Annotated in this window: 20 protein-coding genes; 6 read left to right on the forward strand and 14 right to left on the reverse strand. The window is 58.5% G+C overall.

Going from position 1 to position 24,214, the window contains the following annotated elements; translation table 11 throughout:
* Nucleotides 1-52 precede the first annotated feature (52 nt).
* Nucleotides 53-1,816, forward strand: coding sequence for a cation:proton antiporter (locus tag BLU37_RS07590; protein WP_010447678.1), 1,764 nt, complete (start codon nt 53-55; stop codon nt 1,814-1,816).
* A 302-nt stretch (nt 1,817-2,118) separates the two neighbouring features.
* Here the strand turns inward: BLU37_RS07590 and BLU37_RS07595 are convergent, their stop codons facing one another.
* From BLU37_RS07595 to uvrD, 9 genes are all read right to left on the reverse strand, one after another.
* Nucleotides 2,119-2,400 (reverse strand): hypothetical protein, encoded by a 282-nt coding sequence (locus BLU37_RS07595; RefSeq protein ID WP_090203685.1) that lies wholly within the window; start codon nt 2,398-2,400, stop codon nt 2,119-2,121.
* 46 nt (nt 2,401-2,446) lie between these two features.
* Complete coding sequence (gene tnpC / locus BLU37_RS07600; RefSeq protein ID WP_090202057.1) at nt 2,447-3,958, reverse strand: IS66 family transposase; 1,512 nt, start codon at nt 3,956-3,958, stop codon at nt 2,447-2,449.
* A gap of 18 nt (nt 3,959-3,976) precedes the next feature.
* Complete coding sequence (tnpB, locus tag BLU37_RS07605) at nt 3,977-4,336, reverse strand: IS66 family insertion sequence element accessory protein TnpB (protein ID WP_004883347.1); 360 nt, start codon at nt 4,334-4,336, stop codon at nt 3,977-3,979.
* A 249-nt stretch (nt 4,337-4,585) separates the two neighbouring features.
* Nucleotides 4,586-5,953, reverse strand: coding sequence for an AAA family ATPase (locus BLU37_RS07610; RefSeq protein WP_157696368.1), 1,368 nt, complete (start codon nt 5,951-5,953; stop codon nt 4,586-4,588).
* Nucleotides 5,954-5,955: 2 nt separating this feature from the next.
* Nucleotides 5,956-6,927: a reverse transcriptase domain-containing protein gene (locus BLU37_RS07615; RefSeq protein WP_090203690.1), complete on the reverse strand. Its 972-nt coding sequence runs from the start codon at nt 6,925-6,927 to the stop codon at nt 5,956-5,958.
* Between the two features lie 690 nt (nt 6,928-7,617).
* A complete protein-coding gene (locus BLU37_RS07620; RefSeq protein ID WP_010447686.1) occupies nt 7,618-8,025 on the reverse strand; it encodes an SMI1/KNR4 family protein in 408 nt (135 codons plus the stop codon).
* Between the two features lie 132 nt (nt 8,026-8,157).
* Nucleotides 8,158-9,033, reverse strand: coding sequence for a Tim44 domain-containing protein (locus BLU37_RS07625; RefSeq protein WP_090203693.1), 876 nt, complete (start codon nt 9,031-9,033; stop codon nt 8,158-8,160).
* Between the two features lie 369 nt (nt 9,034-9,402).
* Nucleotides 9,403-9,843 (reverse strand): EamA family transporter, encoded by a 441-nt coding sequence (locus BLU37_RS07630; protein ID WP_090203696.1) that lies wholly within the window; start codon nt 9,841-9,843, stop codon nt 9,403-9,405.
* 157 nt (nt 9,844-10,000) lie between these two features.
* A complete protein-coding gene (uvrD, locus tag BLU37_RS07635) occupies nt 10,001-12,184 on the reverse strand; it encodes a DNA helicase II (protein WP_090203697.1) in 2,184 nt (727 codons plus the stop codon).
* Between the two features lie 262 nt (nt 12,185-12,446).
* Between uvrD and BLU37_RS07640 the strand changes: the two genes are divergently transcribed.
* The 3 genes from BLU37_RS07640 to BLU37_RS29420 all read left to right on the forward strand — a co-directional run bounded on the left by BLU37_RS07640 (nt 12,447) and on the right by BLU37_RS29420 (nt 16,667).
* Nucleotides 12,447-15,320 (forward strand): putative bifunctional diguanylate cyclase/phosphodiesterase, encoded by a 2,874-nt coding sequence (locus BLU37_RS07640; RefSeq protein ID WP_090210912.1) that lies wholly within the window; start codon nt 12,447-12,449, stop codon nt 15,318-15,320.
* Between the two features lie 202 nt (nt 15,321-15,522).
* Complete coding sequence (gene hexR / locus BLU37_RS07645) at nt 15,523-16,389, forward strand: transcriptional regulator HexR (RefSeq protein ID WP_010447698.1); 867 nt, start codon at nt 15,523-15,525, stop codon at nt 16,387-16,389.
* An 86-nt stretch (nt 16,390-16,475) separates the two neighbouring features.
* Entirely contained in the window at nt 16,476-16,667 is a 192-nt protein-coding gene (locus BLU37_RS29420; protein WP_080579401.1) for a PA3496 family putative envelope integrity protein, read from the forward strand.
* Here the strand turns inward: BLU37_RS29420 and BLU37_RS07660 are convergent.
* Entirely contained in the window at nt 16,609-17,571 is a 963-nt protein-coding gene (locus BLU37_RS07660) for a LysR family transcriptional regulator (RefSeq protein ID WP_090203700.1), read from the reverse strand. The two genes, BLU37_RS29420 and BLU37_RS07660, sit on opposite strands and share 59 nt — an antisense overlap.
* Before the next feature lie 335 nt (nt 17,572-17,906).
* Between BLU37_RS07660 and BLU37_RS07665 the strand changes: the two genes are divergently transcribed.
* Nucleotides 17,907-19,322 carry an acetyl-CoA carboxylase biotin carboxylase subunit gene (locus BLU37_RS07665; protein ID WP_090203703.1) on the forward strand — a complete coding sequence of 472 codons (1,416 nt, stop codon included), beginning with the start codon at nt 17,907-17,909 and terminating at the stop codon, nt 19,320-19,322.
* Nucleotides 19,323-19,333: 11 nt separating this feature from the next.
* On the forward strand, nt 19,334-21,142 hold the full coding sequence (oadA, locus tag BLU37_RS07670; protein WP_090203707.1) for a sodium-extruding oxaloacetate decarboxylase subunit alpha: 1,809 nt from the start codon (nt 19,334-19,336) through the stop codon (nt 21,140-21,142).
* Nucleotides 21,143-21,245: 103 nt separating this feature from the next.
* On the opposite strand, the gene BLU37_RS07675 is transcribed toward oadA, so the two are convergent.
* The 4 genes from BLU37_RS07675 to BLU37_RS07690 all read right to left on the reverse strand — a co-directional run bounded on the left by BLU37_RS07675 (nt 21,246) and on the right by BLU37_RS07690 (nt 24,210).
* Nucleotides 21,246-21,551 carry a hypothetical protein gene (locus tag BLU37_RS07675; protein ID WP_090203710.1) on the reverse strand — a complete coding sequence of 102 codons (306 nt, stop codon included), beginning with the start codon at nt 21,549-21,551 and terminating at the stop codon, nt 21,246-21,248.
* A gap of 90 nt (nt 21,552-21,641) precedes the next feature.
* A complete protein-coding gene (locus BLU37_RS07680) occupies nt 21,642-21,941 on the reverse strand; it encodes a hypothetical protein (protein ID WP_090203715.1) in 300 nt (99 codons plus the stop codon).
* A gap of 152 nt (nt 21,942-22,093) precedes the next feature.
* Nucleotides 22,094-23,335 carry an autotransporter outer membrane beta-barrel domain-containing protein gene (locus BLU37_RS07685; protein WP_090203718.1) on the reverse strand — a complete coding sequence of 414 codons (1,242 nt, stop codon included), beginning with the start codon at nt 23,333-23,335 and terminating at the stop codon, nt 22,094-22,096.
* Between the two features lie 203 nt (nt 23,336-23,538).
* Nucleotides 23,539-24,210: a GNAT family N-acetyltransferase gene (locus BLU37_RS07690; protein ID WP_090203721.1), complete on the reverse strand. Its 672-nt coding sequence runs from the start codon at nt 24,208-24,210 to the stop codon at nt 23,539-23,541.
* Nucleotides 24,211-24,214: the final 4 nt, after the last annotated feature.

Raw genomic sequence — 24,214 nt, forward strand, 5'->3', positions numbered from 1 at the left:
ACGGCTCATTGGAGTCGTGGGCGCGTCCGCACGACACAAGGAGCGTCCCGCCATGCATGCCATCAGTTTTATTCAGGACCTGGCCGTGATCATGCTGGTGGCGGGCGTAGTCACCATCCTGTTCCACCGCTTCAAGCAGCCGGTGGTCCTCGGCTACATCATTGCCGGGTTCATCATTGGCCCGCACACCCCGCCGTTCGGCCTGATCCACGACGAAGGCACCATCAAGACCCTGGCCGAACTCGGGGTGATCTTCCTGATGTTCTGCCTTGGGTTGGAGTTCAGCCTGGGCAAGTTGTTCAAGGTCGGGGCGACGGCGTTCATCGCCGCGTTCCTGGAAATCGTGCTGATGATCTGGATCGGCTACGAGATCGGCCGCTGGTTTGACTGGAACACCATGGACTCGCTGTTCCTCGGCGCGATCCTGGCGATTTCCTCGACCACCATCATCGTCAAGGCGCTCAATGACCTGAAGATGAAGAACCAGCGCTTCGCGCAGCTGATTTTCGGCGTGCTGATCGTCGAGGACATCCTCGGCATCGGCATCATCGCCTTGCTGTCGAGTATCGCCGTCAGCGGCACGGTGAGCTCCGGCGAAGTGTTCTCCACCGTCGGCAAGCTGTCGCTGTTCATGATCGTCGCTCTGGTCATCGGCATCTTGCTGGTGCCGCGCCTGCTGGCCTATGTCGCGCGCTTCGAAAGCAACGAGATGCTGCTGATCACCGTGCTGGGGCTGTGCTTCGGTTTCTGCCTGCTGGTGGTGAAACTCGAATACAGCATGGTGCTGGGCGCGTTCCTGATTGGCGCGATCATGGCCGAGTCGCGGCAGTTGCTGAAGATCGAGCGGCTGATCGAGCCGGTTCGTGACCTGTTCAGTGCGATTTTCTTCGTGGCGATCGGGCTGATGCTCGATCCGGCGGTGCTGTTGGACTATGCCTGGCCCATCGCCGTGATCACCGTCGCGGTGGTGCTGGGCAAGATGCTGTCCTGCGGCCTGGGCGCGTTTATCGCCGGTAACGATGGACGGACCTCACTGCGTGTTGGGATGGGGCTGTCACAGATTGGCGAGTTTTCCTTCATTATCGCCGCGCTGGGTATGACCCTGCAGGTCACCAGCCACTTCCTCTATCCGGTCGCCGTGGCGGTGTCGGTGATCACCACCTTGCTCACGCCGTACCTGATCCGCGCGGCCGACCCGCTGTCGCTGAAGCTCGCCGCTGTGGTGCCACGGCGCATCGGGCGGGTGCTCGGTCTGTATGGCGAATGGCTGCGCAGTATCCAGCCGCAAGGTGAGGGTGCCTTGCTGGCCTCGCTGATCCGCAAGATTCTGCTGCAGGTCGGGGTGAACCTGGCGCTGGTGGTGGCGATCTTCTTTGCCGGCGGCTTTTTTGCCCTGCCGATCGCCGCCTACCTGGAAGGCTGGGTCAGCGAGCCGAGTTGGCACAAGGCGTTGATCTGGGGTGGTGCGCTGCTGCTGTCGCTGCCTTTCCTGATTGCCGCTTATCGCAAGCTCAAGGCGCTGTCGATGCTGCTGGCGGAGATGGGGGTGAAGGCGGATATGGCCGGGCGGCATACCCAGCGCGTGCGGCGGGTGATCGCCGAGGTCATTCCGATCCTGTCGCTGCTGGTGATCTTCCTGCTGCTGTCGGCGCTGTCGGCGAGCATTCTGCCTACCAACGAGTTGCTGGTGCTGATCGCGGTGGTCGCGGCGGCGGTAGCGGCGCTGCTCTGGCGCTGGTTCATCCGGGTGCATACGCGGATGCAGGTGGCCTTGCTGGAGACGCTGGAAAACAACAAGGACTCGGCGGGGCACTGATGTAGGGTTGACGTATTTGCTCAAACATCCCGACCGCGCACTGGCTTGCGCAGGGTTGTGTAACGTCTCTATAGTCCATCCTGTCATTGCCAATTCAATGACTGGACGTCGCGGTCCATTTACGGAACCTCACAATCGCCATCGTATTGATGGTGATTTGCTGCCTAGCACCTGCGTTATGGCGGCTGTGTGAGGGACACCCTCGGGTGTGCCGGTTGTTCCGTTTCCGGTCCGCGAACCCTTGCACAGCTGCCACCCCACCAGCATCGCGGCTGACGGTGGTAGTTCCTTATGAAACGGAGCTATTCATGACGAACTTCATTGCATTTCAGTCTAACACCACCGAAACCCCGGTCCTGTTCTTCAATCCCGATGCCGCTTTGCAGGACTTGTGTGCATTCGCTAGCCGCCGGCTGCGCGGCGCCCGCGATCTTTCGCAAACCCTGACCTGTGCCACGATCAACAATCTGGATGAACAGGACTTCCGGCATGTGCTGGAGGTGATCTACGCGTTGCTCGATGATGGTTGCGATGTATTGAGTGTTGTCGAGCAACGTGTGATGAGAGAGGTGGGGCAGATTCAATGTAAGCGCTCCATAAACCCCACTTGGCTAAAGATAGGTAAAGCGCTTAGCTGTGAAGTCGAGGTTCGCAGTTCCACGGCAGCAAGGCTTCGTAATCCTCAACCGAAGTCGCCGTTGGCAGGCGTTCCAGTGCGTGGCGCAGCCACGCATAAGGCTCTTGGCCGTTGGCTTTGGCAGTCTCGACCAAGCTGTAAAGTTGAGCACTGGCCGTCGCGCCCTTGGGCGTGTCGCTAAACAGCCAGTTCTTTCTTCCGATCACGAAGGGGCGGATCGCGCGTTCTGCCGCGTTGTTGTCCATCGGCAAATACCCTTCCTCGACGTATCGCTCCAGCTTGCTCCAGTTACTTGCGAGGTAACTGATGGCTTTGCCCAAGGCATTCTGAGCGGTGACCTGGGGCTGCGTCTTTTCGATCCAGCTTTTCAACTGAGCCAGTATCGGCAGGCTATGTTCGTGACGGCCGATTTTACGATCAGCGTCGCTACTGGCCTTCAAGTCGCGTTCGATCCCATACAGCTTGTTGATCAGATTCAGCGCGATATCCGCACGTCCCGTTTTACCTTTGGGCTGCACTTTCTGTGCTTCAACAAACTTGCGTCGCGCATGCGCCCAGCAGCCTAGACGCTCAACTCCGTCCTGCGCGCCCAAGGCATTGTAACCGGCGTAGTCATCGGTCATCACGTAACCGCGATAACCTTCGAGCAGGCGCGTTGGCACCTCCTGCGCACGGCTGGTGGAGTAGTCAAAAAGGATGACCGGCCTATCCGGTGGGCCGCCGGTTTGCACCCACATCCAGGATTGGCTGCTCGGTTCTCGATCTGGTTCTTTCAGCACTTGCACGCGCGTTTCGTCGCAGTGGATGACGCGGCTTTCCAGTAGCCGGTCGCGCATCAAATTCAGCAGCGGCTGAAAGTGTTCGCCGCACTGGATCACCCAGCGAGCCAAAGTCTGGCGCGGGATATCAATACCGTAGCGACCCAACACTTTTTCAAATCGATGAAGCGGTAAACCGTCAACGTATTTGGTAGTCAGCAACATCGCCAAAACGCTGGGGCTGGCCATGCTTTTTTCAATCAGTTGAGCAGGCTTGTCCGCAGTGACTGGGGCGGCTTCGCATTCACGGCAACCGTAGATCTTGCGCACATGCTTGATCACGCGGATCTGCATTGGCACGATCTCAAGCTGCTCGCTGATTTCCTCACCAATGCTGTGTTTACGGCAACCGCAGGCGCAGGTCAGTTCGTGCTCGGGCAGTTCGTGGATGACTTCGATGCGCGGCAGATCGGCAGGCAGCGGCTTGCGCTTGCCACGGCGCTTGGCGGGGGCGACAACCTCTTCTTCAGCGTTTTCGTCGATAGCTTCGACGACGCTTTCGGCTTCGTTGAAGAGCGCCAACTGCGGTGTGGCCGGATCGGCTGTTTGCTCGGACTTGCGTCCGAACAAGCGCTGGCGCAGCAATGCGTTCTCTTCTTCTAGAAAACCGACCCGCGACTGCATCTTCGCAAGCATTTGCTTGAGCAGTTGGAGATCGTCGGGAAGGTTGTCGGGCATGGATTTCATGCCCTGGATTATACCGAATCAGGCCACGAATCGCGGCGTCAAAACCTGATGGGGACGGTTACGCCAGAGGTCAAAACCGTCGAGCAGCCAGTTCAGTTCCTGGACGGTGAGGACAATCGCCTCGTCGGTGGCATCGGGCGATGTTTTGAATCGCTCTGATTCCAGGCGTTTGAGCCAAAGGCAGAAGCCGTTGCGCTCCCAGTACAAGATTTTCACTCGGTTGCGCGGCTTGTTGAGGAAAACGAAAAGTACCGGGTCGAACACGGCAACCTTGATATCCAGTTCGACCAGCGCAGCCAGTCCGTCGATGGATTTTCGAAAGTCTACAGGTTTGGGGTAGAGGTACACTTTTTCGACTTTGGCGTCGGGTCGCATCATGGCGCACGGGCTCCTGAGAGTATCGGGAGCCCAGCATCCCGCGTTAGCTTAGTGCTTTGAATGTGGGGTTTATGGAGCGCTTACGATTCAATAATCTGACCGCGTTATCGTTTACAGGGAGGCTTGTTTCTATAGTTTCACTGCGTGTGAGGGCAGGTGTACGATAGGGAGCTTCAAGAATCGGCGCTCGGCCTTTAATATCTTGCGAGGGATGTAACGATAGCGCGGGAACCCAGTTTTTTGAGGTTTTTATTTGATGCGAAACTGGATTTCCGAGTCTATAGGGTCGTATAAAAAAGATTTAAGTTTTTCAGAGAATTCGGTTATTTCATTAACGTAAGCGTTACATAGATACTCAAATATTTGACTTTCTGACATGAGTTTTTTGCCAGTTAACTTACTAAACATATCTTTGTTATCTCGAAACTTTATTCCATTTGAAATTTTTACCAAATCTTCCGAGCCTGCCAGGTAATCCTCATAAATTTTCTTTTCCACGCTATTAAAGGGAATGCAGTGGACGTTTTTGTAGTTGATGACATGTTTTTGGTCAGCCTGATCTCCATCCAATATAGATATTACGTTGTCTTCGGTTGTTAGGAATCGTTCGGCAGCGTTCCGCTTCATTAGATTTACAACGTTGTGTGCGCCACCTATGTAAATTATTTTGAAGCGATAGAAAATTTTTGAGCAAAATTTGTTGATAATAAACTCTAGAAAACGTTGTAGTACTTCATCCTCAGTCAGGATGTACTTGTCCCACCCTTCAAACCCAAACAGCAAGCTTTTTATGAAGTTATAGGAAACAGTGGCCGGGCTCAGAATACCATCTGTTTCTTCTAAGTGAAACAGCTCTCCGTATTCTAAGGTTTTCATAAGCGGAAGAGAGTGGGTAGTGAAAAATATGTTAACACTATATTTTTGGCAAAATACTCTTAATTTTTCGGCTAGCTTTGTTTGGGCGGCGGCATCCAGAGATATATCTATTTCGTCAATAATTATTAACTTGGATCCGCCTTTGATTTTTCGATATAAGCTAATTAGGAAAAATTCACCTGAGCTTAGATGGTCTTCTCGGATATATTTGCTATCCTCAAGTAAAACGCAGTAGTAATAGGTTTTCTTTATTTTTATTTCAACTAATTTATCGAATCTTGATGTTGAGTATATGCCGTTTAGCATATTTATGAGCTCTTCAGGGTGCTCATAAATTTCTAGAACAATTGAACGTCGAATTTCTAAATCGGCGGAAACGATGCTTTGGAAAAAGTTAAATCTTTGCCCGTAAGGCATTGGCAGCTCAGCGTCAACGCTAGTTTTTATTTTTTCTGGGATTATATCCTTAGAATTAAGCGTCCTAAGGTCAGGGTCATAATGGAAGCTGTATTTATTCTCATCTGTGATATAAGTTAGCTTGCTATTTTCACCGAAAATACTAGTGGGTGAGGTTTGCGCAAAAGTGTCTGCAAATCGCAAATTTTGCATCGCCTTAACTAATGTAGTTTTACCTACACCGTTCCTTCCTACCACACAGGTTAGCTTACACAAACTGAGATCAAAATCTACAACCATACTTCGCACATGTTGGATGTTCGAAATTTGTATAGTTAATTTCATGGCTATTTCACCGTGCCGCGAATGAATGCATCAACGACTACGGAGCCATATTTTTTTCTGAGTTTATTTAAATAATTAGGGTCGGTTGTATTTACATAATTTAGATATCCGGATATTTGTAGTAGACCGATACTGTTTTCGCCTTTTAATTTTGAGCTTTCTGAGGCGAGTCGATCTTTAAACTTTTCTTTATCACTGGCGTAGAAATGAAGTAAAACTTCAATTGTGTTTTTTAGTTTGGAGTCGATAGTTACCGTGCCATTAGGTAAAATAACCATTCCTAAGATTTTTATTTTATTGCCGACGGACGAGAATTTTGTTTTGCTGGGGTTTAGATTGAGTTTTCCGCCAAAGCATTCTCTCAGTATTTCCGAAACTTTCGCTTCAATTCCATAAAGCCTAGTGTTACCACCGCTAGATAGAATTATGTCATCTGAGTACCTAGTGTAGATTAGGTCTTCTGAAGCGCAGTAGTCTTCTAGTACGCTATCAAATTTTTGAAGGCAAGCGTTACTGATTATAGGTGATGTTGAAAAACCAATAGGTAATTTATCTTCCACCGTAGATAGTTCTAAGATTCTGTCTAGGTGTTTATCTAAATTGGAAATTGGTATATGTTCTAAGTTGCTATGTATAGTGTTGCGGACTAGTTCTTTATCGATGCTGTTGAAGAAATTTTTTAGATCGGTTTGAAAGAAATGCTTATTATTGGCATGTTTTTTTACTGCGCTTACGACGTTTACGCCTTTTCTATAGGAGTAAACAACGTCTTTATTTATTTTTAGAAAGTCAAAAACAAATAGATTCAAAAACTTATGGTAAGCCTTCAGTTTTTCATCCGGCCTATATATTTTCATGCCCTTTAGGGTGGTGATTTTATAGTGAGGCTCTATATTTCCAGTCAAAAAATCTTGAAAGTTATGTTTTCCATGATACATGGCTTCAAATATTGAGCCTAACTCTTTTTTTACCATAATCAGCCCCTAAACCTATTAGAGCGTTACGCGTTAGGCAAAATTTCGTAACGATCTATTTTATACTATTTTGTGGATGCCATAAGTCTAATGTATTTTCTATGGCAATTTATTCGAAATTTCCCACTGTAACAAAAAAAATCGTGACCAGATAATTAGGCAGAATGCACTGTAAGCACATAGCGAATAAAAATCAAAATAGATGATAGGCGGGGCGGTACTGAGGCGGGGGGAGAAAAAATAAGGGCTGCTTTACTATTCGTGCGGCTTCCCCAGTCAAGAAAATGGGGAAGTCACACAAAAGTAACACGGATACAGGCCTCTAGAGGTCAGCTTGCGACTGGAGATACTCCTAGTCACTGACATACAAAGATCGTAAGCCGCATTCTCCAAAAAAACAAGGGGTAGGCGTCTCGCGTTCTCGGTAGGTTGACGCTACCTATGCATCTGGCCTCTGTAGCCTTGAGCAATCCGCACTGAGCGTCAACGTCCTGTGTTGATCGCTCGTTCTCAACGCTTTCTGGCGGTTGTTAGCAGATGCTTGGACACCATCGACGAGGGTGCCTTGCATCGTGTTGGATGTACTCCAATCCCTGCGCGCTCAAGCTGGAGGGAGTGTAGCTCCGAGATCAGCCATGTGCCCTTTGAGGGTAACGATGGCAGCTACAAATGGGGTGGGTTGGCGGGGTATCAGCTTTCCAGCCAGACGTCCCGTGCCCAGTGCCAGACCGACTCCCAGGACTCTTCGGTGATCAGTTCTTCTTCACCGGACCACAGCACCACGGTGCCGTCTTCTTCGACGCAGTAGTAGTCATCACCATCCTGGCAGATCGGGATCAGGTCGCGGGGTACGCCACTGTCCCAGGCATTGGCCGCCACGTCGGGCAGGTAGGTATGCGATTGTGGGTCGGTGACGGTCACCGGCTCCAGGCTGCCATAAACCACGTCGCTGACGGTCAGCAGGAATTCCTTGAAGACGAAGGGGATGTTGATGAACAGCTCCTCTTCGATCTCGACCAGTTGATCCTCGTCAGGCAACTCCAGGGGCACCGGTACGGGTTCGTTGGCTTCACGCAATTGTTCGATGACTTCTTCCACGGCCTCATCCTCTTGCTACATGGCGCGGTTGGGTATGACGCGTTTTATACAGTAGCTTGTTACAAGTGCAATCGTGAAATGCAAAACCCCGGACAAGTCCGGGGTTTTGGTGTAGCGGCCAACGCGCCTGGATCAGCCGTTCTGGCGGATACCGGCGACCAGCCAAGGCTGGTTGTCGCCTTGCGGGCGCTCCATGTTCCAGCTTTCGCTGAAGACTTCGCCCTGGTCGAAACGCGAGGATTTCGACACGCCGCTGAAGGTCAGGGTGGCGATGGTCTTGTCGGCACGATCGTCCACGCCGTCCAGTTGCACCTGCAGGTTTTCGATGTAGGTGGACTGGAAGCCGTCGCCCAGGCTGGCACGTTCCTGCTTGAGGAACTGCAGCATTTGCGGGGTCACGAACTCGGCGATCTTGTCCATTTCGTTGGCGTCCCAGTGCTGCTGCAGCGACTGGAAGTGGTTACGAGCGGCTTCCAGGAAGTTCTGCTCGTTGAACCAGGCCGGGGCGTTGATCACGCGACGTGGCGCGGCAGGGGCTGCGGAACCGCCGAAGATCGAGTTCTGGGCCGGAGCCGGTTGCTCGAAGACTTCACGTTGGTACGGCATGCCGGCTGGAGCCATCTGCTCCTGCTGCTTGCGACGACGGGCGGCAATGAAGCGGAAGATCACGAAAGCGATGACCGCCATGATCAGGATGTCGAAGAACTGCATGCCCTGGAAGCCGCCGCCCATGAACATGGACGCCAACAGGCCGCCAGCGGCGATGCCGGCCAATGGGCCCAGCCAGCGCGAAGCGCCGCCGGCCTTGGCTGCCGCGCCTGCGGCACCGGCTGCGCCAGCCGTGGCCGCTGCACCGCCGGCCGCGCCTGCGGCAGGGGCCATTTGGCTGGTTTGGTGGGTCGGGGCCGCGCCCGCGCTTTTACCGCCGCCAAAGCGCTTGGCGTTGGCGTCGAGGCTCATCGTCAGGCCGATGCAGAGCGCCAGGGCGATGCTAAGAAAACGTTGCATAAAGGGTATTCCCGTTTGTGGAGTGCACGCGTGTCATACTGCACAGCTCAAGTGTGACTGGCTAGTAAGAGAGTGTTTCTGGCTTTTGCCTGAATACTCTCACTTCAAGGTTGAACATTTCATGAAAGCCAGTAGGACCAATGTTCATTGGGTTGTGGCCGTCTCTTTAAACTTTGTATGAAATTTCCAGTTCGCCACCCCCTGTAGGAGCCGGGCTTGCCCGCGAAGGGGTCCTTGAGATCGCTAAAAGCTTCGCGGGCAAGCCCGGCTCCTACAGGAGAGCGGATGGTGCCCAGGGTTGTTTCAGCGCCGCAGGGTCGTGGTGTCCGGGGCGTTTCAACACCACAGGGCCGGTGTGCCCGGCAAGTGTCAGCGCCGCAGGGCCAGCAGGACCACGCCGCCAGTGATCATGCCGATGCCGGCCCACTGGCGCAGGTCGAGCTTTTCGCCCAGCAGCAGGACGCCGATGATCGCCACCAGCACCACGCTGAGCTTGTCCACCGGCGCCACCAGCGAAGCCGGGCCGACTTTCAGTGCGCGGAAGTAGCACAGCCAGGAAGCGCCGGTAGCCAGACCCGACAGCAGCAGGAACAGGTAGCTCTTGCCGGAGATCGAACCCAGGGGCTGATATTGGCCGGTGGCGTACAAAATCAAGGCCAGGCTGATCAGTACCACCACGGTGCGCAGCAGGGTGGCGAAGTCAGAGTTGACGTTATCGATACCGATCTTCGCGAAAATCGCGGTCAACGCGGCAAAAATTGCCGACAAAAGCGCCCAGAATGTCCACGAGGAAAGAAAGCCTGGGCCCATGTGCCGTTTACTCCGGTGACTGACGGTTCGATCGTTTCCACACTCAGCGTGGGCCTGCATCCCGTGACGCTCTGCGTCCCAAGGAACGGACGCTGTGCCTCCTGGGCGGCGTTCCCACGCGGAGCGTGGGAACGATCCCGGCATCGAGGGTGTTGCCTCAGATGACTTCCAGCTTGGCGTAGCCGAGCATCAGCCACTTGCTGCCTTCGCTGAAGTTCACCTGCACCCGGGCCTGAGCACCCGAGCCTTCGAAGTTGAGGATCACGCCGTCGCCGAAGATGCTGTGGCGGACCGTCTGGCCCAGGCTGAAATCGGTCTGCGGGATGGCGCTGCCGCTGAACAGGCTGCTGCTCTGTTGCTGGCCGCCGCCGAACGGGCGACTGACGCTGTTGGACAACCGCACTTCCTGCACCAGGCCCTTCGGTACCTCGCGTACGAAGCGCGAGACTTTGTTGTAGGTCTCGCTGCCATACAGGCGACGGGTTTCCGCGTAGGTCATGACCAGGTTCTGCATCGCCCGGGTGATGCCCACGTACGCCAGCCGACGTTCCTCCTCAAGGCGGCCCGGTTCTTCCAGGCTCATCTTGTGCGGGAACAGGCCTTCTTCCATGCCCACCAGGAACACGTAGGGGAATTCCAGGCCCTTGGCACTGTGCAGGGTCATCAGCTGGATGCTGTCTTCATGCTCGTCGGCCTGGCTATCGCCGGCTTCCAGCGAGGCATGACCGAGGAACGCGGCCAGCGGCGACAAGTCTTCCTCGCCCTCGGCGGCTTCGAAGTTGCCCGCCGCGCTGACCAGTTCCTCAAGGTTTTCCACCCGGGCCTGGCCTTTCTCGCCTTTTTCCGCTTCGTGATAGGCGATCAGCCCGGACTGCTCGATGACGATCTGGGTCATCAGGTGCAGCGGCGTATCCTGGGTCTTCGCTGCCAGGTTCTCGATCAGCTCGATGAAGGCGCCGAGCGCGCTGGCGGCACGGCCGGTGACGCCTTTATTGGCGATCAGTTGGGCCATGGCGTCCCACATCGACACATTGCTGTGACGGGCGTGTTCGCGGATGGCTTCGACGGTCTTCTCACCAATGCCTCGGGCCGGAACGTTGATCACCCGCTCCAGCGCCGCATCGTTGCCGCGACCTTCGAGCAGGCGCAGGTAGGCCATGGCGTTCTTGATCTCGGCCCGTTCGAAGAAGCGCTGACCACCGTAGATCCGGTAGGGAATGCGCTCGCGCAGCAGGGCTTCTTCCAGCACTCGCGACTGGGCGTTGGAGCGATAGAGAATGGCGATGTCGCTGCGCGCCAGACCGGTCTTCAGCGCGCTTTCGATGGTTTCGACCACGTAGCGCGCTTCGTCGTGTTCGTTGAAGGCGGCATAGAGGTTGATCGCCTCGCCGTCGCCGCCGTCGGTCCACAGTTCCTTGCCCAGACGCCCTGTGTTGTTGGCGATCAGGGCGTTGGCCGCCTTGAGGATGCCGGCAGTGGAGCGGTAGTTCTGCTCCAGGCGGATGGTCTCGGCATCCGGGAAATCTTCGGAATACTGGTAGATGTTCTCGATTTTTGCCCCGCGCCAGCCGTAGATCGACTGGTCGTCGTCGCCGACCACCATCAGGCTGTCGCCACCCTTGGCCAGCATGCGTAGCCAGGCGTACTGCACGGCGTTGGTGTCCTGGAACTCGTCCACCAGAATGTGCCGGAAACGCTTCTGGTAGTGCTTGAGCAACCCATCGTTGTTGCGCCACAGGTCGAGGGCGCGCAGCAGCAGCTCGGAGAAGTCGATCACGTTGGCGCGCGCGCAGGCGGCCTCGTAGGCTTCGTAGATGCTGCGCATGGTCGCCAGGAACAGGTCGCCGCTGGCCTGGATATTCTGTGGCCGCAGGCCCTCGTCCTTTTGCCCGTTGATGAACCACTGCGCCTGGCGCGCCGGCCAGCGCTGCTCGTCCAGGCCCAGGTCGCGGATCACCCGCTTGACCAGCCGCTGCTGGTCGTCGCTGTCGAGGATCTGGAAGGTCTGGCTCAGCCCGGCTTCCTGCCAGTGCGCCCGCAACAGGCGGTGCGCCAGGCCGTGGAAGGTGCCGACCCACATGCCGGCCGGGCTGATGCCCATCAGCTGCTCGATGCGATGGCGCATCTCGGCAGCGGCCTTGTTGGTGAAGGTCACCGACAGGACGGAGTAGGGCGAGGCGTTTTCGACCTGGATCAACCAGGCGATACGGTGCACCAGCACCCGGGTCTTACCGGAGCCGGCGCCAGCCAGGACCAACTGACGGCCAACGGGGGCGGCTACGGCCTGGCGTTGGGCATCGTTGAGGGAGTTCAGCAGAAGGGAGAGATCGTCATCGCGCATCGGCGCATTCTAGGGTGCTGGCTACGGGCGGGCAAACCTTAATGCCGGGTGGTCGCGATCAGGGTCAGAGAAAAAAGTCGCATGATGACGACTGGCCGGTCAGCGCTTGCAAGCGGCACGGGCTCTGACCTGGCCCTGTTTCGAAGGGGCTATCGCGGGCAATTCCATTACATTTTATGACTTGGAGCAGTTTGGTCCGGCCGGAGGCTTGTGTATGCTCCTGCGACATTTATGGCTCAACCATTATAAGAACAATGCCCATATGACTCACAGCTCTGACGCGCTCAACCCTTCTGTGGAGGCGGGACGGGTTATTCGCAAGCAGTTCGCCACCGAGCTGGCGGTCGAGCGCACCCGGCTGTTGTACCAGGGCTCCCTGTTGCCCACCCTGTTCATGCTGATCAATGGCCTGGTCTGCGCCTGGTTGCTCTGGAGTCCGCAACGTTATCTGCTGGTCAGCGTCTGGGTGGTCTGGCTGATGGCACTGGTGGCCTTGCGGGTGATCCAGGTGGCTGCGTTCGATTCGGCCATTCCCAGTCGCCAGGCCCAGCCGGTCTGGCGGCGGATGTTCCTGCTCGGCTCGGCCGTCAGCGGCCTGACCCTGGCGTGTGCCGGGATCGCCTTGGTGCCCACCGACAGTTTTCTCCAGCAGGCCTGGGTGTTCGGCCTGATCGGTGCGGCAACCTTGTCCGCCAGTATCGCCTATGCCGTGAGCTTCCCGGCGTTCCTGACCTTCACCTTGCCCTGCCTGCTGCCGGCCATCGGCTATCTGTTATGGGACGGCGACGATGCGCGCCAGGGCTGGGGCTGGCTGGGGCTGATCCTGCTGGTCTCGCTGAGTGTGGTGGCGTTGCAGGTCAACCGGTTTATCCAGCGCGACCTGTTGCGGCGTTTCCAGAACCAGGCACTGATCGACAACCTGCAGCAAGCCCAGGCGCGCAGCGAACAACTCAACCAGGATCTGGCGCGCGAGGTCGAGCAACGACGCCGGGCTGAACTGGAGTTGCGCGAGGCCCAGACCGAGCTGGAAAACCGCGTCGCCCAGCGCAGCCTGGAACTGGACCTGGCGAACCAGGCCCTGAGCAAGAGTGAAACACGCCTGGCGCTGGCCCTGCAGGCCAGTGAGCTGGGGCTGTGGGACTGGAACCTGCAGACCGACGAGGTTCATCACACCCAGATCAAGGAGCTGTTCGGCCTCGACCCCGAATATGTCACGGCCATGCTCAGCCACCTCAAGCCGCGCCTGCATCCCGAGGATCTGCCAGCACTCAAGCGGGCCCTGGTGGAGCACTTGAAGGGCCGCAGCGAGGACTACGTCATCGAGTACCGCGTGCGCCATGGTGATGGCCACTGGGTCTGGATCGAGGACCGTGGCCGGGCAGTGGAGCGTAGTGCCAGCGGACGCGTACTACGAATGGTCGGTACACGGCGCGATATCAGCTCCCACAAGGAGCTGGAGGGGCAGCGGCAACTGGCGGCGACGGTGTTCGAGGCGGCCAGTGAAGGCATTGTGATCTTCGATCCGAACTACTCGCTGCTGGCGGTCAACCAGGCGTTCAGCCGTGTCACCGGTTACCTGATCGAGGACATGCTGGGGCGCAGTGTCGTCGAACTGCCGTGCAGCCGTGATGCCCGCCGGCATTATTCGATGATCCACCAGTCCCTGGAGCAGCACGGCAGTTGGCAGGGTGAACTGGTGGAGGCGCGCAAGAACGGCGAGCTGTACCCGCAATGGCTGCAATTGAATGCGGTGCGCGATGCTCGGGGAAAAGTCAGTCATATCGTGGGCTTCTTCGCCGATCTTTCGGCGCGGCGTGAATCCGAAGAGCGCATGCGCTTTCTCACGCACTACGATGAGCTGACGGGCCTGGCCAACCGCTCGCTGTTCAAGGAGCGCCTGCGCGAGGCCAATCAGCGCGCCCGCCAGGAAGGGCGCAGCCTGGCGCTGCTGCATATCAACCTGGATCGCTTCAAGTTGCTCAATGACAGCCTGGGCCATGAAATCGCCGATCAGTTGTTGCAGAAAATGGCCCGACGCCTGGTGAACGCGCTCCCGGAGGCGAACACCATTGCGCGTTTGTCCGGCGATGAGTTCGCGGTGTTGTTCGACGCCTACGGCAGCCTGTCCAGCCTGGCCAGGGTGGCGACGCGCCTGCTCGGCAAGCTGCGCCTGCCGTTGACGGTGGACGGGCACGAACTGGTGGTCAGTGCTTCCATGGGCATCAGCCTGCTGCCGGACAGCGCCCGGGAGATTCCGGCGCTGGTCAGTCAGTCGAATATCGCCATGCAACATGCCAAATATCTGGGCGGCAACAATTTCCAGTTCTACACCGACAGCCTGCAAGCCAGCACCCTGGAGCGTCTGCAACTGGAAAACCAGTTGCGCAAGGCCATCGAAGAACAGCAACTGAGCGTGTTCTACCAACCCAAGCTGTGCCTCGCCACGGGGCGCCTGAATGCCGCCGAAGCGCTGGTGCGCTGGGAGCATCCGAGCATGGGCCGGGTGCCGCCCGGGGACTTCATCGGGCTGGCCGAAGAAACCGGGCTGATCGGTCCCATCGGTGAATTCGTGCTGCGCCGTGCCTGCTGGCAAGCCTGTGAGTGGCAGCGCCAGGGGTTGCCGGCGATGCGGGTGTCGGTCAACCTGTCGGTGCACCAGTTGCGCCAGGGCAAGCTGGTCAGCCTGGTTCGCCAGGTGCTTGAGGAAAGCGGGCTGGCGCCACATCTGCTGGAGTTGGAATTGACGGAAAGTCAGTTGCTCGACAGCGTCGAACACATCATCACGACCTTTCAGCAGCTACGCGACCTGGGGGTGAAACTGGCGATCGACGATTTCGGCACGGGGTATTCGTCGCTGAGTTACCTCAAGCGTTTCCCGGTGGACTACGTGAAGATCGACCAGGCCTTCATCCGCGGCCTGGACGAAGGCAGTGAAGACGCCGCGATTACCCGGGCAATCATCGCCATGGCCCACAGCCTGGGCCTGAAAGTGGTGGCCGAAGGCGTGGAGAATCCGCAGCAACTGGAGTTTCTCAAGGTGCACGGTTGCGACGAGGTGCAGGGCTATCTGATCAGCCGGCCGGTGGAGGCCGCCGAACTGGTACGGCTGCTGCGCGACGATCAGCGCGCCCACTGATCACGGACCGCCTGTCCCGGATCGCCGCGCTCGGTAGGCGTCGGCGGTCCGGCGAACCGCCGAAGGCGGCCATTTCCGGGCGAAATCGGCTGCTGAAAACGTATTCCCCCACGCAATGGAGCAGGCAATCGACGAATTCATGTAGTATAACTACAAGAATGCTACATCCCAGGCATTCGCCCATAACAATCGAGTCCAGCCCGTGAATCTGTTGCAACACATCGCCCAGTCCCGCACCCTGCTTCGCAAATCGGAGCTCAAGGTTGCCGATCACGTGCTGCTCGACCCAGCGGCGGTAATGCACAGCTCCATGGCCGACCTGGCCCACAGCGTGGGGATCAGCGAGCCGACCATCGTGCGTTTCTGCCGGGCCATCGGCTGTTCGGGTTTCCAGGATCTGAAACTCAAGCTGGCGCAGAGCCTGGCGGCGGGCGCGAGTTTTGGCCAGTTCGCGATCCATGAAGACGACTCCGTCTCCGACTACAGCCTGAAGATCTTCGACACGACCCTGCATACCCTGATGGAAGTGCGCGAGAAGCTCGATCCGGCGGCTCTGCAGCGGGCCGTGACGGCCATGTCGGCGGCCCAGCGCGTGGAGTTCTACGGCTTCGGTGCGTCGGGTGCGGTGGCGGCGGATGCCCAGCACAAGTTCTTTCGCCTGCTGCTGACCGCCGCGGCCTATTCCGACCCGCACATGCAGGCGATGTCGGCGGTGACCCTCAAGCCCAGCGATGTGGCAATCTGCATTTCCCAGTCGGGGCGCTCCAAGGACCTGCTGATCACCGCCAACATGGTCCGTGAAAGCGGCGCCACGCTGATCACCCTGTGCCCGAGCCAGACGCCGTTGGCCGAGTTGTCGACGATCAACCTGGCGATCGACGTGCACGAGGACACCGAAATCTACACGCCACTGACCTCGCGTATCGCCCACCTGGTGGTGATCGACGTGCTGGCGATGGGCGTGGCGATGGCCCGTGGTCCGAGCCTCGTCAACCACCTCAAGAGCGTCAAGCGCAGCCTGCGCAGCTTGCGGCTATCGCCCAAGTCGCTGAAGAACCTCGAAGACTGAATTCATCTGCCTGTCACCCGGCTGCCGCCAAATCGTAACGACTTGTAGTCATCTTGGAGTCTCCAACCCAACCTGGGAGACTCGAAATGGCCCGGCACCACGAAGAGCAAAGCAGCGTAAAGACCCGTCGGCAGCAGGAAGACCAGCGCCGCATGGAGTTCCGTCGTGCAATTGAAGACCGCAACGAACTGCGTCAGTTGCAAGAAGACGTGGCGGCTCTCAATTACTGGCAGATGGATTCGGTAGCCGACCATCGAAGCGCTCAACCAGCCCGCTGATCTGCAGCCGTTCATTTCGGATGAACCCCAGGAACGCATGCGCGACCGGTGACAGGCGTTTATCTCTGGCCTGAACCACGCACCAACTGCGATAGAGCGGCAGCTCTTCCACCGGCAGTTCCCGGAGCATACCGGTCGCCAGTTCCAGGCTCAGGGCGTGGCGCGTCAACAGTGCCACGCCCAGCCCCGCCACCACACATTCACGCTGCGCCTCGCCGGAAGTCACCTCCAGTGTCTGCGAGAAGTGCACGCGCTTCTCCTTGAAGTATTCGTCACAGGCCATGCGGGTTCCCGATCCCGGTTCGCGGATCAACAACGTATAGGGTTCCAGGTCCTGCAGGCGCAGCGGGCCCTTCTGACACAGCGGATGATCGGGCGGCGCCACCGCGACGATCGGATTGTTCAGGAACGGCAGGAATTCCAGGCCCATGTCCTGGGGCACCATGGACATGATCAGCAGGTCGTCGCGGTTGTCCGACAGCCGTCGCAGGGCCTGGGCGCGGTTGACCACCGTCAGGTGCAGGCTGACCTCGGGGTACTGGCGCTTGAACGCGGCGAACAGGTGCGGCACGAAATACTTGGCGCTGGACTCCACTGCCAGTTTCAGTTGCCCCTGCAGCGATCCCTGCATGTCCGAGAGCTGCATGTCGAGGTTTTCCAGTCGGCCGAAAATGTCCCGGCTTGCCCGCTGTAACGCTTCCGCCGCTTCGGTCATGTAGAGCTTTTTGCCGACGTAATCGAATAAAGGCTGCCCCACCAGTTCCTCCAACTGACGAATCTGCAGGCTGACGGCGGGTTGCGTGAGCGACATTTCTTCGGCCGCACGGCTGTAGGAGCGCAGATCGCAGACTTCGTTGAAGATTTTCAGTTGGCGTAATGTCATACGCATCAAAGACTTACGCATTTTCGGCGAACACTCTCACGCGGTGGGTCGGTCAACTATAAATTATTGCTTATGAGCAACCCAATAATTATTGATTTTAGTTTATCGCTGGCCGGGGCTAGTGTGGTGACGCGACTGGCTTGAAACATTTAGTCACTCGTCGACCCGTGCTGTGGGACAGATTTCGGGTCGTGGACAGAGGGCTGGCCCGCGAGGCTTCTGGTGTTTTGACGGACATCATCGCGGGCTGGCCCAGGTCCTTTCGCTTGCCCTGCACTTGGGTGATGGCAAGCAGGACATCGGACCGCCAGCGGTTCCGACAGGTGGTTTTGTTTCAGCGGCTTAGGAATTTACAAGTGATAAAAAAGATCCTGATCGCCAACCGTGGTGAGATTGCCGTACGTATCGTGCGAGCCTGTGCCGAAATGGGCATTCGTTCGGTCGCGATCTTCTCCGACGCTGATCGGCACGCCCTGCATGTCAAACGTGCGGACGAGGCCTACAGCATTGGTGCCGAGCCCCTGGCCGGCTACCTCAACCCCCGCAAGCTGGTGAACCTGGCGGTGGAAACCGGCTGCGATGCCTTGCATCCCGGTTATGGCTTTCTTTCGGAAAACGCCGAATTGGCGGAAATCTGCGCCGAGCGTGGGGTGAGATTCATTGGTCCCTCTGCTGAAGTGATCCGGCGCATGGGCGACAAGACCGAAGCCCGGCGCAGCATGATCAAGGCCGGCGTGCCGGTCACGCCAGGTACCGAAGGCAACGTCTCCGGCATCGAGGAAGCCCTGAGTGAAGGTGATCGGATCGGTTATCCGGTGATGCTCAAGGCCACTTCCGGTGGTGGCGGGCGGGGTATCCGTCGCTGCAACAGCCGCGAAGAACTGGAACAGGCATTCCCACGGGTGATTTCCGAAGCGACCAAGGCCTTCGGCTCGGCGGAAGTCTTCCTGGAAAAATGCATCGTCAATCCCAAGCATATCGAGGCGCAGATTCTCGGCGACAGCTTCGGCAACGTGGTGCACCTGTTCGAGCGTGACTGCTCGATCCAGCGTCGCAACCAGAAGCTGATCGAAATCGCCCCCAGCCCCCAGCTGACCCCTGAACAGCGCGCCTACATCGGCGACCTGTCGGTGCGCGCGGCCAAGGCGGTGGGCTACGAGAATGCCGGCACCGTGGAGTTCCTGCTCGCCGATGGCGAGGTGTACTTCATGGAAATGAACACCCGGGTGCAGGTGGAACACACCATCACCGAAGAAATCACCGGTATCGACATCGTTCGCGAGCAGATCCGTATCGCGTCCGGGCTGCCGCTGTCGGTCAAGCAGGAAGACATCATCCATCGGGGTTTTGCCCTGCAGTTTCGGATCAACGCCGAGGACCCGAAGAACAACTTCCTGCCCAGCTTCGGCAAGATCACCCGTTACTACGCGCCCGGCGGCCCTGGCGTGCGGACCGACACGGCGATCTACACCGGCTACACCATTCCGCCGTTCTACGACTCCATGTGCCTGAAACTGGTGGTCTGGGCGCTGACCTGGGAAGAGGCGATGGACCGTGGCCTGCGCGCCCTGGACGACATGCGCCTGCAAGGCGTGAAGACCACTGCCGCGTACTACCAGGAAATCCTGCGTAACCCGGAATTCCGTAGTGGTCAGTTCAATACCAGCTTCGTGGAAAGCCATCCGGAACTGACCAACTACTCGATCAAGCGCAAACCCGAAGAGCTGGCCCTGGCCATCGCTGCCGCCATCGCCGCCCACGCAGGCCTGTGAGGAATAGAACAATGTCCAAGAAAATTCATGTAACCGACACGATCCTGCGCGACGCCCACCAATCGCTGCTCGCCACCCGCATGCGTACCGAAGACATGCTGCCGATCTGCGACAAGCTCGACAAGGTTGGCTACTGGTCGCTTGAAGTCTGGGGCGGTGCGACCTTCGACGCCTGCGTGCGCTTCCTCAAGGAAGACCCGTGGGAGCGCCTGCGCAAGCTGCGCGCGGCGCTGCCCAACACGCGCCTGCAGATGCTCCTGCGTGGCCAGAACCTGCTGGGCTACCGCCACTACAGCGATGACGTGGTGAAGGCTTTCGTCGCCAAGGCGGCCGTCAACGGCATCGACGTATTCCGTATCTTCGACGCCATGAACGACGTGCGTAACCTGCGCGTGGCCATCGAGGCGGTGAAGGCGGCGGGCAAACATGCCCAGGGCACCATCGCCTACACCACCAGCCCAGTGCACACCATCGAGGCGTTCGTGGCCCAGGCCAAGCAGATGGAAGCCATGGGTTGCGACTCGGTGGCGATCAAGGACATGGCTGGCCTGCTGACCCCGTTCGCCACCGGCGAGTTGGTCAAGGCGCTGAAGGCCGAGCAGTCGCTGCCGGTGTTCATCCACTCCCACGACACCGCCGGCCTGGCCGCGATGTGCCAGCTCAAGGCGGTGGAAAATGGCGCCGAGCATATCGACACCGCCATCTCCAGCTTTGCCTGGGGCACCAGCCATCCGGGGACCGAGTCGATGGTCGCGGCCCTCAAGGGCAGTGAGTTCGACACCGGCCTGGATCTGGAGCTGCTGCAGGAAATCGGCTTGTACTTCTACGCCGTGCGCAAGAAGTACCACCAGTTCGAAAGTGAATTCACCGCCGTCGACACCCGGGTGCAGGTCAACCAGGTGCCGGGTGGGATGATTTCCAACCTGGCCAACCAGCTCAAGGAGCAGGGCGCCCTCAACCGCATGAGCGAAGTGCTGGCGGAGATTCCACGGGTGCGCGAAGACCTCGGCTTCCCGCCGCTGGTGACCCCGACGTCGCAGATCGTCGGCACCCAGGCGTTCTTCAACGTGTTGGCCGGCGAGCGCTACAAGACCATCACCAACGAGGTGAAGCTCTACCTGCAGGGTGGCTACGGCAAGGCGCCGGGTACCGTCAACGAGCAGTTGCGCCGCCAGGCCATCGGCAGCGAAGAGGTGATCGACGTGCGCCCGGCCGACCTGCTCAAGCCGGAAATGGTCAAGCTGCGTAACGACATCGGTACCCTGGCCAAGTCGGAAGAAGACGTGCTGACCTTCGCCATGTTCCCGGATATCGGGCGCAAGTTCCTTGAAGAGCGCGAAGCCGGCACCCTGGTACCGGAAGTGCTGCTGCCCATCCCCGAGGCGGGCGGTGTGCGTGCGCCGGGCGGCGAGGGCGTACCGACCGAGTTCGTCATCGATGTGCATGGCGAAACCTACCGCGTCGACATCACCGGTGTCGGCGTCAAGGCTGAGGGCAAGCGCCACTTCTACCTGTCTATCGATGGCATGCCGGAAGAAGTGGTGTTCGAACCGCTCAACGAATTTGTCGGCGGTGGCAGCAGCAAGCGCAAGCAGGCCAGCGCACCGGGCCACGTCAGCACCACCATGCCGGGCAATATCGTCGATGTGCTGGTCAAGGAAGGCGACGTGGTGAAAGCCGGCCAGGCCGTGCTGATCACCGAAGCCATGAAGATGGAGACCGAAGTGCAGGCCGCAGTCGCCGGCAAGGTCACGGCCATCCATGTGGCCAAGGGCGACCGGGTCAATCCGGGCGAAATCCTGATCGAGATCGAGGGCTGAGCAAGGCCCTCATCTGTAACGCTTAATCCTCGGGGGGGCATGTGCCCCCCTTTTTTTTATGTGGATTTACCCGGTGCAACAGCATCGTAGCGCCCCTGCGGCTTCAGGCCGGCTCTATCGTGAGCGGCGCGGAGAACTGTACTTCCTCTGGCAAGGAAGTGAGGGTGGCATAGATGCCTGAGACGGTGACCTTGCCGACCTTGTTGGGAACGGTGAAAGCGAGGGTGTCCCAGCTGAGGATATTGAAACCGGTAACTACTGCAGCGTCTGAACCACCCTTGTGGAAGTGGAGCTGATAGAGCCCGCTGAATACGTTCACGATCGGTCCCGTGAGTGTGAGGACATCTCCCACCTTCGCTTGTTCGGGCAGATCCAATTTTGGATTGGCGTGCACTTTTTGGTTAATCATTTTGCATCTCCTGCGAAATGACAGTCCCGATCAACGGTCGGGCCTGGATGACTGCATCGATCATTCATTGACGATCAGGTTCGGATGTGTTCACGCCGGCACTATGTTGATTGTCCCGAAGATGTGCGCGTCCTCCGGTACGGAGGTACCGGAGGAATAGTAGCCCTCGACCACGTGCTCGCCGACCTTGTCGGGAACGATGAAAGAGATGCTGTCCCAGTACGTGCGATAGAGGGTGACGAAGTAGGGTTCGCCGGGGCCGCGAAATTCGAGCTTATAGATGCCGCTGAATGTGTTGACGGCCGGTCCCGCGAGGTCGACTCTTTTCCCCACGACCGCCTCCTCCGGTAGATCGACCCGTGGGCTGTCTTGCAGTGTGTTCTCAAACATGTCGCACCTCATTGCTGAAGTTGATCCACGCCCGCTCCCGGGGTGGCGAGCGGGCTACGTCTTCAGGCTACGAGGGTTGGGAAAGGCGCATCTACTGTCAGAAATGACAGTCCTGACCAGCGGTCAGGCGGTGAAAGCTCGGCTGGATCCTGTCAGAACGCCATCTGCCATTGGCCCATGACCCCTTGGCTGCTGCTGTTTCCACCCAGTTCAGCGTTGTAGGCCACGCCGATCGAATGCCCCGCGGACAGGTTGAAGTCCAGCCCGGCTTCGGCCACCAGGCTGTCGCGGGCCAGGCCGGAGCCCTTGTTGGTGAAGGTCCTGGCGGTCGCCGGGTTGACCTGGGTGGTGCTGCTGTCGAGGGAGCCGTACCGATGTTTCCAGCCGGCACTCAGGTGCGGGGTCAGGCTCATCCGGTTGTCCAGTCGAGTGAGGCTGGCGGCGCGCAGGCCCAGGGTGCTGCTGACGTTGTCCTGGGTTTGGGCGCTGTTTTTCAGCGCCGCTTCGCCGCCTTTTTCCTGGTGGGCTTTGCGTGAGTAGCGTTCGTAGCCCAGGCTGGCGAAGGGCTCGGCACTCAGTCGGGCATTACCCAGGGTGTAGCCGAACTCGGCGAAGGCCTGTTGGCTGGTGGCGGCGTAGTTTGCGCTGAGGCGATCCTGGTAACCGCTGAAGGCCACGTGGCGTTGGGTCGTGCCGTCGTGGTCGCTGTGGATCGCGCCGAGGCGCAAGGCGGCGGGGCCGCTTTGACGCAAGGCATAGGCCCCCGCATGCCAGCTGTCCAGTTTGCCCTTGAAACGACTGCCTTCGTGGGTGGAGTGCGATTTGCCGCCCAACAGGCCCAGACGCCATTCGTTGCCCAGGGACCAGTCGGCGCCCAGCACGATACCTTGCGTGGTCTGTTGGAAATCCTTGCGGCCTTGCGCCTGTTCGAATCGCCCGGTGTTGCCCAGGGCCTGTAGCCATACGCGGCTTTCGCCAGGGCGTGCCTGGTCGTGTCCGGAAAGCGGGATCTGTTGCGTGCTGCTGTTTGCGGCGTGGCCCAATTGGCGCATGGTCGAAAGCGCACTGTTGCCGACCTGGCTGGCGCCGCTGAGGGTGGCTTGGGCCAGGCTGGCCTGGTCCGCGCCGGCCAGTTGGGCCAAGGCCGCTTCCTTGGCCGCCGGGTCGAGCCGGGACAGGGCATCGCGCAAGGGCGATTCGATTGGTCGCGGAATCGGTGGTTTGTAGTTGCCACCCTGGCCACCCCACACCTGTGGCGGTTGAGTGACCGCGAGTGTGGTCGGCCGTTCCGGGTGAGTGAGAGTCAAGGGGGGCTGGGCCTGGGCCTGTTGAGCCAGCAGGCCGTTCAGTGCCAGCCCCAGGGCTACGGCAAGCGGGGTCTTGTTGGGGAACATTCCATTTCCTCCTCGGATAAGTCGAGGAGGAAATGTATCGATCCCGTCAGCGGGTAAATGTCGGCGGTTTTACCCAGACTTTGCGGGATATGTCAGCAAATGGCCGATGTTTATCGGGTTGTCGGGGTGGTGTCAGACGTGGTGACTGAGGCATCAGCCACCGCATGGCCTGTTTGCCGGGCACTGTGCCCAGCGGTTATCGATTATCCCCGGCATTCGATCAGGCTACGGAGTTGTCCGGCTGGGGTCAGGTTGTCGGCTGATAACCAGCGCTCGAATCCGGCACTCACCGTTGGCCATTCCGTGTCGATGATGCTGTACCAGGCGCTGTCACGGTTGCGGCCCTTGACCACCATGTGCTGGCGGAACACACCCTCGAAACGAAAGCCCAGGCGTTCGGCAGCCGTGCGGGAACGGGCGTTGTCGTTGTTGCACTTCCACTCCAGCCGCCGGTAGCCCAGGGCAAAGGCCTCCCTGGCGAGCAGGTAGACCGCCTCGGTGCTCTTGGGTGAGCGTTGCATCGGCGCGCCGAAGGTCACGTGGCCGATCTCGATACGGCCCTGGGCCGGCACGATCGACATCAGGCTGAGCAGGCCCTGGACTTCGCCGCTGGCCTTGTCGACCACGGCGAATAAATACGGATCGGCGCTCGCCGCATGGCCGTCCAGCCAGTCATTGAAGGCACTGCGCTGCGGGAATGGTCCGTAAGGCAGGTAGTCCCACAGCTTGGGGTCGGCACCTGGACCTTCCAGGGCCCGGTACAGGTCGTCGCCATGACGGGCGGCGTCGAGTTTTTCCAGGACGATGAAACGCCCTTCGAGGCGTCGGGTGGCGGGCGCCGGAGCCCCTTGCCAGTTTGCTACGGGTGTCGACATGACG

This window comes from Pseudomonas asplenii (assembly GCF_900105475.1).
GTDB lineage: Bacteria > Pseudomonadota > Gammaproteobacteria > Pseudomonadales > Pseudomonadaceae > Aquipseudomonas > Aquipseudomonas asplenii.